This is a genomic window from Photorhabdus antumapuensis (genome assembly GCF_020387775.1).
GTDB classification, from domain to species: domain Bacteria; phylum Pseudomonadota; class Gammaproteobacteria; order Enterobacterales; family Enterobacteriaceae; genus Photorhabdus; species Photorhabdus antumapuensis.
This window is the reverse complement of the sequence record NZ_JAHZMK010000042.1, coordinates 22,679-37,054: the sequence shown is the minus strand read 5'-3', so window position 1 is coordinate 37,054 and position 14,376 is coordinate 22,679. Positions and strand designations below refer to the sequence as shown.

The window sequence follows — 14,376 nt, the reverse complement described above, 5'->3', positions numbered from 1 at the left end:
CGAAATCTATTAGGTATAATATCTAATCTAAATATTCTATCAATCAGAAAGATACGCTGGTGAACGTAAAAAATCACCCGTTTCATACCTTTGTTATGAAGCGGATGATGTTGGTCGTTGGAGCTATATATGCGGGTTCATACTTATTTAGCACCTTGGTTATGGTCGTTTTTAGCGAACTCTTGTGCTTGGGTAATAAGCCCTTTGTTGCTGTTAAACACTTTATGCAAGTAGCTGTTGTAAGTAGAACCTAATTGTGAATATCCTTCAAGATTATCAATCAGTTTGCTGGTATTCAACGATTCTTGGCTGTTTCTCTGTTTAGCGCGTGAAACACGTAATGATTCATAAGCGTTATGGGTATTCATATTTCTCATATAGGCTTCGACAGAATCATTGATAGTCGGATAGGCGGAATAACCTTTGATCTTACCTTGGGTTTTCTTACAGTTGTTACCGCAACGCATACCGAACAAGTTGTTATTCTGTTGTGCAAGCTTAGATGTTCCCCAACCAGATTCTGTTGCGGCCTGAGTGGCAACAAAGTGGGTTGGGATGATGTCAACACGACTTAGTATTTTGTTCCAGTTAACTTTTTTAGGCGAGCTGCTACAGCTCACGTTATAGTTTTTGCAAATACGTTGCAGGAACCTGATATCCTGGGTGGACCAACGTTTGGCTTTCTGGTGTTCCAGTAACCATTTCCGTTCCTGCATAATTCGTTGATTGTGTTTATCAATCACAGGGACAACTACATTTAAAAACGCTTTCTTACGTGGGATGCCCGAAGGGTATTTTCGCAAATCTGGCAAATTGCTTTGCATGCCATTGTGAGCATACTCTATGCTTTTAGCAGTGCTAGTTGAAGCATGACTAAAAGCGGAAAACAATAGTGAGATAAAGAAAGCGAAGATGGCAGTTGTCCTCATCGTTTGAGAGGGCATTGCTTTTCCTCGTTTGCTCTGAATAAAAAACAAGCTGATGTTAGCAAAATAAATCCAGCATAGCCAGAGTTATTAGTGATTCATAAATATACCCTTCATCTTTCAAGCTGCTGCTTTGTTGGCTGCTTTCACTCACCCCAGTCACATAGTTTATCTATGCTCCTGGGGATTCGTTCACTTGCCGCCGCGCTGCAACTCGAAATCTATTAGGTATATATTTTCTGTAATAAAAATTATTATTTTGCTAATTTGTTCTGTGGTTTTTTATTAATTTATATATGGTTATGTGCTGTTTGTGTACAAAATATTGCCTGTATAGGTTGAATTATTCATTAGATATGATCATGATTTTTGAGTTAATTTTGTGCCTGTAAGTCGCTTTATCAAAAGAAAAGTGATTTGTAAACCAGCTAGTTATAATATCGGAAGTGATTGAACTTAGTTTTATATAGTACTGTTAATTATAGTACTGCCAATCGTAAGAACACCGCAGCGAGTAATAAACTAATTGATATTAATATTGCCGTTATAAGAATAAGTATCATTTTCATAAAAAGGTAACCTGTTACCGATATGGTCTCTTTCCTCTGTGAGTTAAAACTAAGTCGTATCTGTCAGGCTTGAGCTAATTTTATAATAGATCCATTGTTATTGGTGCGGTGCAGGATATTCGATATGGTTCTAAATGTTAAGTTAAAATAAGTAACAATGTGTTACAAATATTTACTTCGGGTGATATTGTAAGAATATAATAATGTAGGTGTATGTAAGAATAAAAAAATCTTAATAATTTATTTGTTGATAATATAAATATTTATATTTCTGTTTTTATATTAAAGGTGTTTTTGGAGAATGAAAGTTATATTGTTCTTATGTTCGGTTAAGCTATTTATCACATTTATACATTATGTGTGATTATATTTATCCTTAAGGTTTTCATTTATGGATTGTTTTTATGTTATTGATTTTTAATTAATTATTTTATTTTTTAATCGATGTGATTGAATGTTTTTATATATTTTTTTTGTTGTGTTATTATCCTTGAAATATATTTTTGTTTCTGGTTTTTTGTTGTTTTTATTTATTCTTTAATAAGGTTTTAAAATATTATCTTGATATTGTTTTTTTAATTTTATTGATAAGTGTAAGTATATTTTTTCTATTTTTCATAGAATTACACTATTTTATTAATAAATTAAGCGAGTTTGAGTGATTACTTAATGTTAGTATTATCATTGTGTTACATCAATTCAGGGGAGATTATAAATGTAAATGAATTTCCTTTTAGAAACACTTTATTACAAATAATTACTTATTGAAACAAAAAATTTTTAATTTGGATGAGGGAAATAAGAGGCATCTCCTTTGCCTCTTGGTTAATTTTCCTCTTGATTAATTTTTCTATTGGTTAATTGTATTCAAAGTTCAGAACAGAAGTTGCTTTCAATTCCCCTGCTACGATGTTTTGGGGATCATAAACGTGGTAGTAAGCATTAAGGTCGATAGCAAAGTGTTTATCAATGATATTGCCTGAGTTTTTGCTGAATAGCAGTGTTGCGCCGTGGGATGAGGATTGCGAAACACTGAAAGTTATCGGCGTTGAATCACTTGTCTGAGAAACACGGATACCAACACCTTTAGCGGCACCTATTTTGCTATCAATTAAAGTTCGATTGTCATTTGGTAGCAGATTATTACTGCTCAGGTAAGCTTTAACTGAGCGTGAAGTTTTACCGTTTTGGAGATATTTGCATTCAAAGTTGAGGGTAAAAGGTGTTTCTCCTTTATCTGTTCCGTTAAGCAATCTAATGCGGTTGACTTTTGGTAGATTCACGGTTAATCCATCATTTAAGAAGTGGCAAGTTGTATCTCTATGATTAAAAGTCATTGTGACGGGTTGGTAATAGATATCTTCAGAATGTGTCGGCCACTCCCAGGTGAGCATAAAGGTCAGGAAATCGGTAGCAAAACGGATAATGGCATCAAGGAGTCCTAAGTTGGTGGTATCCATCGCAATGACAGCCGTTTTTAATGTTGCAGAATTGCCGGAAAAAACGTGAATATTACTACCGCCGGGTCTACCACTCAGTAACTTTACATTAAGCGTAAATTGGGCTTGCAATTTGCTGGCCGGGTATGTGTCGTTATTGTTTCCCAGATAAATAGTGTTGCCAGGGGAAAGATTGGTGATAGTCACTTCGGCATAATCTTTGCCACCATTGAATCCTAAAACAACTTTGTTTTTGGTAAAAGGCGAGCCATTAGCAACAGAGTTTTGTTTCCATAATGAATTTCTTGTGCATGTAAAATAGCCAGAATATTGGGTGTTGAGTATCCAGGTTGCATTACTGTTCAGGGTGAGATGATCTGTCATATCAACCGTGATTGCCGGTGCCGGTATTGCATATTTAGGTTGGCAATCTGCATAGGCTATGCCACTGCTCAGACTGATTATGGCCGCTAGATAAAATGGTTTAAGATACAATGACTTAATTTTCATTATCTTCTCTCTTAACGGCAAATATTGGCGCTTGAGCCCATTTCAGGCTGTGGATCATTTATTATGCAGCTCTTTTCGCCTAGTTGACCGATGTGGATATAAATTTGCTGTGGTAATTTTTCTACTCGCAGGAAAACCATACTACCCTGACCAACGTATCCCAGGCTGTTGCCTTCTGAATCGACAATTTCAGTACCGAAAGGTAAAGGTTTACCATCAGCTTGAGTGGCGTAGAAAACAAACGTTTTCCGTTGGTCTGTTTTAAATCCGAGATGGGTAATCGCTCCGGAATATGGTGCAACATCTCTGATGTTACCGATAAGTTCAGCGGCATTTTCTGACACTTCACTGGTATCTAGCATGATGGCGTTTTTACGATAAGGGGAAAGATAAGGTATCAGTAACTTACCGCTGTTGTTTGTCACCATGCTTTTATCTCCATTCACCGAAGCGTTTGCTGTGCCCGGTGCGTCAATGATGGCGAAAGTTTCCCCAATCTGATTAGCAGCCAAAATTCCGCCTCGATAAGCAACTAAACTGCCGGTTGCGCCAAGCCCCATTTGGCGGTACTCCTTGGATTGGCTATAAGAGCTACTCAATGTGGAAACGGATGTTTTATAGGTCAAATTTGCACTGGTTGTTGTCGAACCGCTTTTCTGATCTGAAATGTTGAAGTGGTAATTCAAACGGTTATTTGGGCCTGCGCTGCCGCTTAATCCTAAGTTACTATTATCATAGTGACTTTCATTGATTGAGACATTATTGGTCAAATAGGCAGGGTAGCCAAACAACTCAAAAGGAATAGACAGCATCAGATAATAGCGCTGTTCCTCTTTACTTTCTGTTTCATTGATATTGTATCGGACACGGCTTGCTGTCAGGGAATAATTGACTTTACCCAGACTGTTGGAGTACCCCATTTGATACTCTCTACTTTTATTCTGGGTTCCCCAGTAATCACGGAATGTTCCCGAAAGAAAAAGTGAACCTGCACGACTACCAAGATTCTGGTTCAAATTGATATTAAAGGTATTTTTCTGATGAGAATAGTATTGTTGGTTATATCCGTTGCTTATCCAGTCATGCAGATCAATCGCATCGATTAGGGTGAGATAATTTTTAGTGGAATAACGATAAGCCGCCAGCGAAAAATTTGTTTTTGTTTGTGGAATATAGCGGCTATAAGACAATTTGTAGCTTTGACCTTTCATGGTTGGGCTATTATCAAATTTGGCGCTGGATTGTGAAACGTCAATTGAGACAGCGCCAATTGGTAGATTAAAGCCACTACCTAACAGTAGCGAGTAATAATCTTTACTGATAATGGTGCCTGTATAACCGGTCAGGACATTATTAAAGCCATATTGATAGCTGGCTTGAAAAAAGTTTGGTTTATAACGACTGTTGGCAAGTTGTGTTTTACCTGCACTGATATCATATTTGCCAAGACCTTCTTTCATCATATTAGGAACGGATGAAAAGGGGACGGTAAAACTGTTAGTACGTCCGTCTGCTTCCGTCATTTCAACTAGCAAATCACCACCCGAACCTGTTGGTAAAATAGTATCAATGGCAAAAGGTCCTGGTGGTACATTACCTTGATAAATAACAACATTATTCTGGGCGATTTTAACCAGAGCGTTAGTCTGCGCAACTCCCCGGACGATAGGGGAAAACCCTTGCCAAGCATCGGGGTACATGCGCATATCGGTTTTCAGATTGATACCACGGAAGCGGAAAGAGTCGAATAAATCGCTTGATGTATAGCTGTCACCAATGCGAAATTCTGAATTAATTGATGAAATTCCCCGTTGCAGATAACGGGTATTATTACTCCATTTATCACCATTTGAACGTGTGTAGTGATAAGAGGATTGATCACGTAATTGCCAGCCAAATAGATTCAAACCGCTATTAAGTGACACGTAAGCATTATCTTCATTTTCACGGTCGCGGTTTTGTTTATTTCTATTTTGAGTATGGTAATAGTTGGCATTGTAGGACAGCATAGCTCCGGGGATACCTCTGTCCCAGAACGCAGGATCGATATAGCCTTTTAGCTCGTTTTTGATATACGCCTGCGGGACGACCAGATTCAGGCTGAGTTTAGAAACATCGAGGTTAGCGGTTCCTTCATGTATTATTTTAGTAAGAAGAATTTCATCTTTGGATAAATTTGATTCTGGTAATTGGTTTTTATCAATTTTTATACCTAACCTAGGAAGATCTTCATTGAGTAAGTAAATATCTTTGCCATCGTTCTGGATATTAATATCAAATCTTCCTTTCCAGTCATTATTCAGATAGATGTCAATACTGTAACGGCCAGCGGGTAGTTCTGACGTGGAATAAAATCGGGATAAGTCCGCTTTTGCAGATTCACCAACCAAAAAATCAGTATTAAATGTTGTGGCATAGCATAAACAATCTGTATACAGAAGGGTACCTATTATCAGAGCTAACGGATTGATTTTTTGTTTTATCATGTTCTATGCTATGCCAGTAATATCACTATTGAAGTGGTAAAGTTAATTTATTTATAGCACCAAAATCATCAACAATAGCCAGAGTTAATTTATCTCCAACTTTTACTTTTTGATTGGTACTGAATAAATGAGAAGCGAACGGTTTTATAATTGTTCCTTCATTTAGTAAGTTAGGCTGAGTATCAGAAGATTTAAGGCCGACGATATTCATGAAATAGGGTGATGCATTTTCCAATTTTAGTTGGCTACCCTCACGTTTTAATACAATATGTTGTTGGATCTGTTTAGGTAAGATAGAAAGCTTGCCTGGCCGATAGAAAAATTTGATCCGGGTACGAATGGCAATCTGCATAACGTTTTTATCGCCAATGTTTTCTGCAATGGGTGGAATATCCAGAACATTTAAATAAAATAGCGATTCACGATCCGTGGGTAGATTGTTGTTGATATATTTAATTCTTAATTGTTGCCCATTATTACCATCAATTTTGACGACTGGGGGGGTGAGTAAAAAGGGAACTTTAGCTGTTTCAGGTGTTGAATTAGGATCGCCATCATCTATCCAGGATTGTACCAGAGAGGGTTGATCCCCAGCATTTAATAATTGAACTGATACCTCTTTATTACTGGCTGGGTAAATAACACGTGTTGTGTTAATAACGATGTTGGCATGAGCAGATAAAGTCGTTATCCCTAATAATATAGTTAAAAATAATTTCTTCATAACGTTATTTTTGCCAAATTAAATAAGCCTATTTATCTAAATAGGCTTTGTTTATTGTAGTAAATAATTATAGATAAGTAACGTGATAAGTAACCATCGTTACTACTTTACCTGGTTCTGCATCAGCAGTGCCTACTTTGTAGTATTTCGCATAGAAATCGACAATTTCAGGTATTGCTTCAGAGCCTTTAATTCCTGTATCAAAGGCTTTATTCAGCATAATAGGGGTATTTTCTTCGATGTGTTTAACAATAGCGATACCTACGTTTTTCGGCTTGCCATTTGCATTAAGTTCTTGGTTAATCAGGTATTTAGCATCGTTAGAAATAGTATGTGATGATGAGAACTGGATTTTCAACATAGAGGTTGTTGCGTCAAAACCAACGGCTTTGGACTGGCAGTTAGAAAATTCTAGTGAAAATGCTTTCTTACCAAAATCAATTAAACCTTCTTTTTGTCCGGCTTGAGTGACTGAGATAGGTTCCAAAATAATCGACAGATTAGCTGAAGCACCACCGTTAATAGTACAAGTGGCATCAGTGACTGCACCAGAGAAATGTAATGTACCGCCAGCAGTATTATCGGCTGCAACAGCAGAACCTGTAGCAAAAATAAGCGCGGCGGTGGTTGATAACGCTAGTTTATTCATTTTTCCTCTCCAGGAGTAGGGACATCTTAATTGGCTTTATCAGGGGGTGAAGATAGGGGCCCTGAATCCCCTGATACATCATAAAAATTAAAAAAACAATGTTAGTGTTTATACCCTTCATCTTTCAAGCTGCTGCTTTGTTGGCTGCTTTCACTCACCCCAGTCATATAGTTATCTATGCTCCTGGGGATTCATTCACTTGCCGCCGCGCTGCAACTCGAAATCTATTAGGTATATCTATTAAATTGATTTAATGTTGTAAATTTAAAACAAAAATCAATGTATTATATAGTTGGAAATAGTTTAGTAACTTGAGTTTTGGTTGAATAAACCTAATTGTTTGCAATGTAAGTTCTTATTTTATCTGCTTAGATAAAGCTGATATTGTTTATACATATTTATAACTTGGAAACGTATATTATAGACGATTAAACCTATTTAAGAAGGTATTTTTGTTATTTAAGTTAAATTAAGAGTGAATGTCTGGTTTTTCGATAAAAATAAGTGCAATGCACAGTTTATGAGTATAATTAAGAATTATACTCTTGTTTTAATGGTCTTTTTGAGATTTTATTTCTTTTTTAGCTGTTGAGCTGGTTAACATTTTTGTGACTTTTTGATTTATTTCTTAGATTTTGTGTAATATTAATTATTTTATATCAATTGTTTATTGGTTTTTTATCTTTGTAAATATTTCAATACGATTTTTTTATCCTGTGAAGTAATGCCTTGGTGATGTGGCTTTCCCTTTTTGGCTTAATTTAAGTACATTCGGTATAGTTTAGTTTTATTATAGGTAATGTTGAGTTTATATTATAATGTAACATTGTGTGAATAATAAATAATGATTGATGATATTTCAATGGGATTATTGTCTGAGAAATATTAATCTAAAATATCCCATATATTTTAACTCATAATGTTATATTCATTCTTTCATTGAAAATATATGAATCAATAATTCTCTTGTTGTTCTTTTGCTTTTTCTGCCAATTGTGGAAAATCAAGTGCACTCCAGTAGCTTTCTGGTACAGGAAGATCTTTCATTTGGCGGCTAGGCCATAATTGTAATTCGGCCAATTCAGATAATCTGTAGCCAATATATTGTTGTGGCAGGGTAAGCCTGAGTGGAAATTGCTGTTCTGTTGGCACCATATTAGGGGTACGATCGCTGTGAGTATGGAAATCACGTTGAAGGATTAAACGCTTATCAGGCACACGACGTTTGCTGTCCCACCAGATACCATCAACCTGTTCAAACATTTTCCGCGTTTCATCAGGGGATAAGGCTTCCAGTTCACGTAGCGCAGGTGGCAGAATGGCTTGCATTGATAGGCGGTATTGTTTCATTGACGGTATTTGCCCAGCCAGTATCAAAGAGAGGGAAAGACGAGCGCCTAATAGATTAGAGTAGAGATCCTCAGGAGAGAATGCAGATACTTTTTCAGAAAAGCCGGGTACAGACTGATAACCATACCATTGCGCGATTTCATGCCATGCAGCAAGTTCAAAAGCCAATCTTACGGCTAGATAAGCACTTAGGGTATAGCGTTGTTCTATCGCTGCTGGTGGTGTGAATTGATAGAATTGGATGCGGCGTAATGCCAATTCACTACTGAGTTCTATCTGCCACTCTTCTCCAAGACGAGGCCAGATTTGACTGAATAGAAAGACCGCATTATCAGCGGTATCCCGTACATGAGAAATATCAATGAATCCGCCCCTGCGGGTATATATCATCCCCACTTTTTCATTACTGATCCCGGTTAATGAAGCAACGGTACCGAAAAAACTGTTGTTATAATTATGTGCGCCAAGATTATCGACATCCAGCACATTACTTATTTGGTAAAAAGGCACTGGAAGGGTAAGTAATTCAGTTTTTAAATTATAGCCAAAAGCACAGCAAGCTCTTAATCCTTCGGGAGAGGGGATGGGAGCAAGAACCGGCCATGCACGGGTTGCTTCGGCGGTTGTTTCACTATTTAAGTCAGGTTGTACCGGTGCAATTGGAGAAAAAGTTCCTTGGCATCCTGCGACTAACGTTAAAGCAGCAATCCATAAACGCAATGTCAAAACGCCTCTCCCACCTGAAAATAGAATCCATTGCTTTTTTTACCGATACCAAAGTCCAGTCTGACATTCATTTTAGGTTTGAATTCAAAACGATAGCCTGCACCGATTGTGGGTAACCAGTTTTTTGAGCCAATATCTTCTGCGTAATGGCTTAGAGTGCCCGCCCCTGCCCATAGAACAAAACCATGTCGCCAGTCCAATTTGTGCCGATATTCCAGTTGGGTGCTGATAACATTTTTGTCCCGGTATCTACCTTCATAATATCCACGCATTCGATTACTATTACCTAGCATTGACAGCATATTCCAGGGCACTTGACCGTCAGTGAAACGACCATAGCTATCGAATGCCAGTACAGATTTTTCATCTAATTGATAATAGGTGCTGTATTGCATATCAACAGTGTTAAACCTACGGTCGCTGCCTAATGCCGGGGAAAAATGGGTATAGGTAATATCAAGAACTTGTCCTTGATGAGCGTTAGGCAGAAAATCTCGTGTGTCATAGCTGAAATAGGCACTGACACCAGAGCTCAATACGGATTGTCCATCGTTTTCTGCTGCAAATAACTTTTTGGCACCGTTATCGGGGTCTTTGGCGTGTAGCGATGAAAAATCCCAGCCAGCGCCTAGATAGAGAGAATCCGCAATCTGGTAGAGCATTCTGGGTTGTAGGCGCAGTTCTTGTGAGTGATATTTTTCTTTGCGATCATCTACCTTACCTGCTTGATATCCCTTTCCCCAGTAATAAGTGGGAACATTGTTCAAGGTACCGGAAAGAAAAAAACGCCATTGATCATCAGCAAAGAAACTGTAGTTATCAAATGTGAAACCAAAGGCACCCGTTGAAGAGGCAAATCCATTCAGGGAAAGGGAAGAGATTTGGCTGGTATGGTCATGATCATCTGGTCGATAAAGACCAACGACGGCAACACCGAGGCCAGCACCTAACTCTGGCGTATAAAAAGGGCCGGGTAAAACGCCCCAGTCAATCGCTTTACTGCTGTCATAGGTATTACTGCCACCTAATTTTTCCAGCCAGCCATCGATTTTTTCCCTGCTGAGTGGTGCTTCACCATATGAGAAATCAGAAATAAAAAGGCTGACTAGAGTCAGCCCATATAAAGTATGGCGGATGTTCATTAAAAGCGGAACTCACCTGAGATATAGAAGCTGTTACGTTTGTTAAAGCCAACTTCGGTCAGCATATTGAAATTGCGTGTGACTTCCAGTCTTGCGCCAACGGTATTATTCCAGCGAGATGCAACATGCTGTTTTACTTTGAATTTCATACTCTCATAATCGTCGAATGCACTTACCAGTTTGTCAAACATGGGGGGTAAATCCAGATTACTAATATTGCCTTTAAATTCCTGAGTAATTTTCTGGTACATACCACCGGTCCATACTTGCAATTTGGTATTTCCCTGTCCGGGGATGATTGGCTGGAATATAAACTCATAACCAATACGCGGTGTAACAACCAGAGCGCTAATTTTACCATCCAGAATATCCAGATTAGTGTAGGTATAGTTGGTATCAAGTGTACCGAAAAATTGGTCGTAACCCCCTGCCAGAGTAAAACCTCCACCGTAGGTTTTACCTTTAAAGTCCAATTCGAAAGGAATATCTTTCATACCAAGAATAGGGCCGCCACCAAATTTGATTCCCTCAATGTTGGTTTTCGATGTGCCTTTTGTCCAACCATAAACGCCATAAACATTCAGAAAAGGTAGAACCCAGGTATCTAGTTTGAGCATATGAGACTCATTCTTTTCTCGGGTTTTGCCTGTCTGGATGTCTAATGCATCTTCAAATTCTGGGGTATTCGGTATAATGATTTTGATATCATCTACAACGATATTCTGTCGCATATTCATATAACCGTAACTGGCACCAAAAGGTTCCGGTAGGTCATAACCTTTAGCTCTGGCTTCGTCACCCCAAATCGGGAGTATCCGTGATTCTTGCTTATTTGGTTTTCTGGATAAACTGCCATCAGTAGTGGCTTGACTTCCGCCGGACTGGCTGACAGAGAGAGAAAGAATTGGGCGGTCATCTGCATAGCTATAAGGGATGGCTAGACAGGATGAAATAACAGCTAATTTGCTAATATCAGAAAATTTCATAATAGGAAGCTCGGTTTTGCGAATAGGGAGATTAAGGTTGTCATTAGGGTTGTTGATATCTCACTGTAATATTTAAAGCGCAACAAACCCGGCAAATTAGCACAAGTTTTATGGATAAGAAATATCATAAGATGCTGAAAAGTATAATTTTGCTGTATGTTTAGTGAACTACTTTGTTTTTCTCAGGCAAAGATAGAAGGATCGTGGTTATTACGCCACCGATTAATCCCCAGAATGCTGCGCCTACGCCAAGTAATGTCACGCCGGAAGCGGTGATTAAAAATGTAATTACCGCAGCGTCCCGCTGTTTTTCATTCTGCAATGCCTGGAGCAGGCTGCCAGAAATTGTGCCAAGTAAAGCCAATCCAGCGATGGTATGAATAAGGGCAGTGGGCAGTGCGCTGAATAACATGCTGATTGAGCCACCGAACAGGCCTGCGATCAGGTAAAACACCCCCGCAACGGCAGCGGCCATATAACGGCGATTAGGGTCGGAGTGGATTTCCGGACTCATACAAATAGCGGCTGTAATAGCGGCAATACAGACGGAAAAGCCACCAAAAGGAGACAAGATCAGTGCGATAAGCGCCGTCCAGCTTATCAATGATGAAACCGAGACTTGATATCCTGCGGCTTTCAGTGTCGCGATGCCGGGCGCATTCTGAGAGGCCATCGTGACAATGAAAAATGGGACGCCTATGCTTAATAATGAAGAGAGTGTGAAACTAGGTGCAATAAATTCAGGGATAGCAAAGGCGACAGTTGATTGTTGTTCAAAATGAATATCTCCCTGTAAAGAGGCGATAATTAGCCCTGATAACAGTGTGAAAATAATGGTATAGCGGGATAAATATCTGCGTGCCAGCAGATAAGTCAGACACATTCCAGCAGTCAGTACAAAATTGACTGAAAACGAGGAAAAGGCGTCAAGGCCAAAACGTAACAGAATTCCAGCTAGCATTGCTGCGGAAAGTGCCTGTGGAATATAGTTCATCAATCGTGCAAACAGGCCGGTAATACCACATAACAAGATCAGGGCAGAAGCAAAGATAAATATACCAATGGCTTCATTGATTGATGTTCCTGGCATGGTTGTCGCCAGCAGCGCTGCGCCTGGCGTTGACCATGCGGTAAGGACCGGCGTGCGGTAATAAAGCGATAGCCCCAACGAGCTGATACCCATCCCAAGTCCCAGCATACTCAGCCAGCCACCGATCTGTATGGTTGTAGCTCCAGCAGCTTCTGCTGCTTGAAAGATAATTGCTGCCGAGCTGGTATACCCAACTAAAACAGCGACAAATCCGGCGATGATTGCCGGAAAAGAGAGGTCACGCAGGGAAATTGCATGGCGCATGTGGTCTCCATTTAAATTATTTTGGTTAAAAGAATCTGAATTTGTCTATAATTTAGCTAACTATCAGCGTAGAACAAATTTATCTATCGTGAACTTGTTAGTACAAACTTTGATTACGACGATATAACGGTGGAACCTGCTAGAATTTCAAGTAATTTAATACCACTGTAGAGACAAGTAAGCCATTGAATGAATTCCTTGTCGAAAGATTTGCAGCTAAAATAACTATTTTTATAATTATTATGGAGCCTGCCCAATGGAAAACTTTGTTCGTCCTGTTTTAACGTTACCGGATAGTGCGGAACGATTATTATTGCACTCTTGTTGTGCTCCTTGCTCCGGTGAAGTGATGGAAGCGTTGCATGCCTCTGGAATTGATTACACCGTCTTTTTCTATAATCCGAATATTCATCCCAAACGGGAATATTTAATTCGCAAAGAAGAGAACATTCGCTTTGCGGAGCAACACAATGTGCCATTTGTGGATGCGGATTATGACAGCGATAACTGGTTTGAACGTGCTAAAGGCATGGAATGGGAACCAGAAAGAGGTGTTCGCTGCACCATGTGCTTTGATATGCGTTTTGAGCGTACTGCTTTGTATGCTTATGAAAATAATTTCAGCGTTATTTCAAGCTCGTTGGGCATTTCCCGCTGGAAAAACATGCAGCAGATAAATGATTGTGGAAAACGAGCGGCAAATCAGTATCCGGGGATTCAATACTGGGATTACAACTGGCGTAAGCAAGGTGGTTCAGCCCGGATGATTGAAATTAGTAAACGGGAAAGATTTTATCAGCAGGAATATTGTGGTTGTATCTATTCATTGCGTGATACGAATAAACATCGTAAGTCTCAGGCGCGGGATATTATCAGGATTGGTGTTAAATATTATGGTGATGAAGATACCGAAGGGACTTGCTAAGCTTTTCACTTTAATATGTTGAGGGGGGGATTTCCCCCCTGAATTTACAGTTATGGCGTTGTCAAACTTGCGTCATAACTATTGCTGCGTGTAGTGGCTTCATGCTGGAAAACTCAGTGAGCTTTCTTTGCTTCTTTGCTTGCTGCCTTCTGGTGTGAGTGCTGTTTAGCTGTAGTTTTACCAGATTTCTTCTCTGCTTTGGTATTTGCCGTATGGGAAGAAGTCACTTTGGTATCCGAAGATTGAGTTACGGATGTGCTGGGTGCAGCCAATACTGCGCCAGAGAATAACAGTGATAATACAGTTATAGATAAGCCTAAACGTGTCATGATAATTTTCCTGTGTTTTAACTTTGTTTCACTTGCTGGAATACATTTTGAGCTACTTGCTATTCCAGATCTGTTTTAACGCACAGTGAGTATACGGGCTTGATCATTAATTCAGCAAATTTAAGATAATACCTTTTTATAGGTTTTTATAATTCGTTGAAGAATCGTTGAAGTTTCTTGGCATCATTTGCCTGATAACAGAGAACATTTATTTAGTAGCAATGGGTTTTCTACTTACATGTATCATTCCAAGGTTTGCGT

Annotated in this window: 11 protein-coding genes; 1 reads left to right on the top strand and 10 read right to left on the bottom strand. The window is 39.0% G+C overall.

Features of this window, described 5'->3' with window-relative positions:
- Positions 1-143: 143 nt before the first annotated feature.
- The 9 genes from KZ793_RS16255 to KZ793_RS16215 form a co-directional block, all read right to left on the bottom strand.
- Complete coding sequence (locus KZ793_RS16255; RefSeq protein WP_225816289.1) at positions 144-944, bottom strand: protein bax; 801 nt, start codon at positions 942-944, stop codon at positions 144-146.
- 1,408 nt (positions 945-2,352) lie between these two features.
- Positions 2,353-3,444, bottom strand: coding sequence for a fimbrial protein (locus tag KZ793_RS16250; RefSeq protein WP_225816288.1), 1,092 nt, complete (start codon positions 3,442-3,444; stop codon positions 2,353-2,355).
- 11 nt (positions 3,445-3,455) lie between these two features.
- The gene (locus KZ793_RS16245) at positions 3,456-5,930 is read right to left on the bottom strand and encodes a fimbria/pilus outer membrane usher protein (protein WP_225816287.1); all 2,475 of its coding nucleotides are present in this window, start codon (positions 5,928-5,930) and stop codon (positions 3,456-3,458) included.
- Positions 5,931-5,955: 25 nt separating this feature from the next.
- On the bottom strand, positions 5,956-6,654 hold the full coding sequence (locus KZ793_RS16240) for a fimbrial biogenesis chaperone (protein WP_225816286.1): 699 nt from the start codon (positions 6,652-6,654) through the stop codon (positions 5,956-5,958).
- Positions 6,655-6,721: 67 nt separating this feature from the next.
- A complete protein-coding gene (locus tag KZ793_RS16235; protein WP_225816285.1) occupies positions 6,722-7,303 on the bottom strand; it encodes a fimbrial protein in 582 nt (193 codons plus the stop codon).
- Between the two features lie 954 nt (positions 7,304-8,257).
- Positions 8,258-9,379, bottom strand: coding sequence for a DUF4056 domain-containing protein (locus tag KZ793_RS16230; RefSeq protein WP_225816284.1), 1,122 nt, complete (start codon positions 9,377-9,379; stop codon positions 8,258-8,260).
- Positions 9,376-10,521 (bottom strand): BamA/TamA family outer membrane protein, encoded by a 1,146-nt coding sequence (locus tag KZ793_RS16225; RefSeq protein WP_225816283.1) that lies wholly within the window; start codon positions 10,519-10,521, stop codon positions 9,376-9,378. Before KZ793_RS16225 ends, KZ793_RS16230 begins: the two co-directional genes overlap by 4 nt.
- Positions 10,521-11,507 carry a hypothetical protein gene (locus KZ793_RS16220; protein WP_225816282.1) on the bottom strand — a complete coding sequence of 329 codons (987 nt, stop codon included), beginning with the start codon at positions 11,505-11,507 and terminating at the stop codon, positions 10,521-10,523. Before KZ793_RS16220 ends, KZ793_RS16225 begins: the two co-directional genes overlap by 1 nt.
- 160 nt (positions 11,508-11,667) lie before the next feature.
- A complete protein-coding gene (locus KZ793_RS16215; protein WP_225816281.1) occupies positions 11,668-12,861 on the bottom strand; it encodes a benzoate/H(+) symporter BenE family transporter in 1,194 nt (397 codons plus the stop codon).
- Positions 12,862-13,117: 256 nt separating this feature from the next.
- On the opposite strand from KZ793_RS16215, the gene KZ793_RS16210 reads away from it, so the two are divergent.
- Positions 13,118-13,786, top strand: a complete 669-nt coding sequence (locus tag KZ793_RS16210) for an epoxyqueuosine reductase QueH (RefSeq protein ID WP_225816280.1) — start codon at positions 13,118-13,120, stop codon at positions 13,784-13,786.
- Between the two features lie 113 nt (positions 13,787-13,899).
- On the opposite strand, the gene KZ793_RS16205 is transcribed toward KZ793_RS16210, so the two are convergent.
- On the bottom strand, positions 13,900-14,115 hold the full coding sequence (locus KZ793_RS16205) for a hypothetical protein (protein ID WP_225816279.1): 216 nt from the start codon (positions 14,113-14,115) through the stop codon (positions 13,900-13,902).
- Positions 14,116-14,376: the final 261 nt, after the last annotated feature.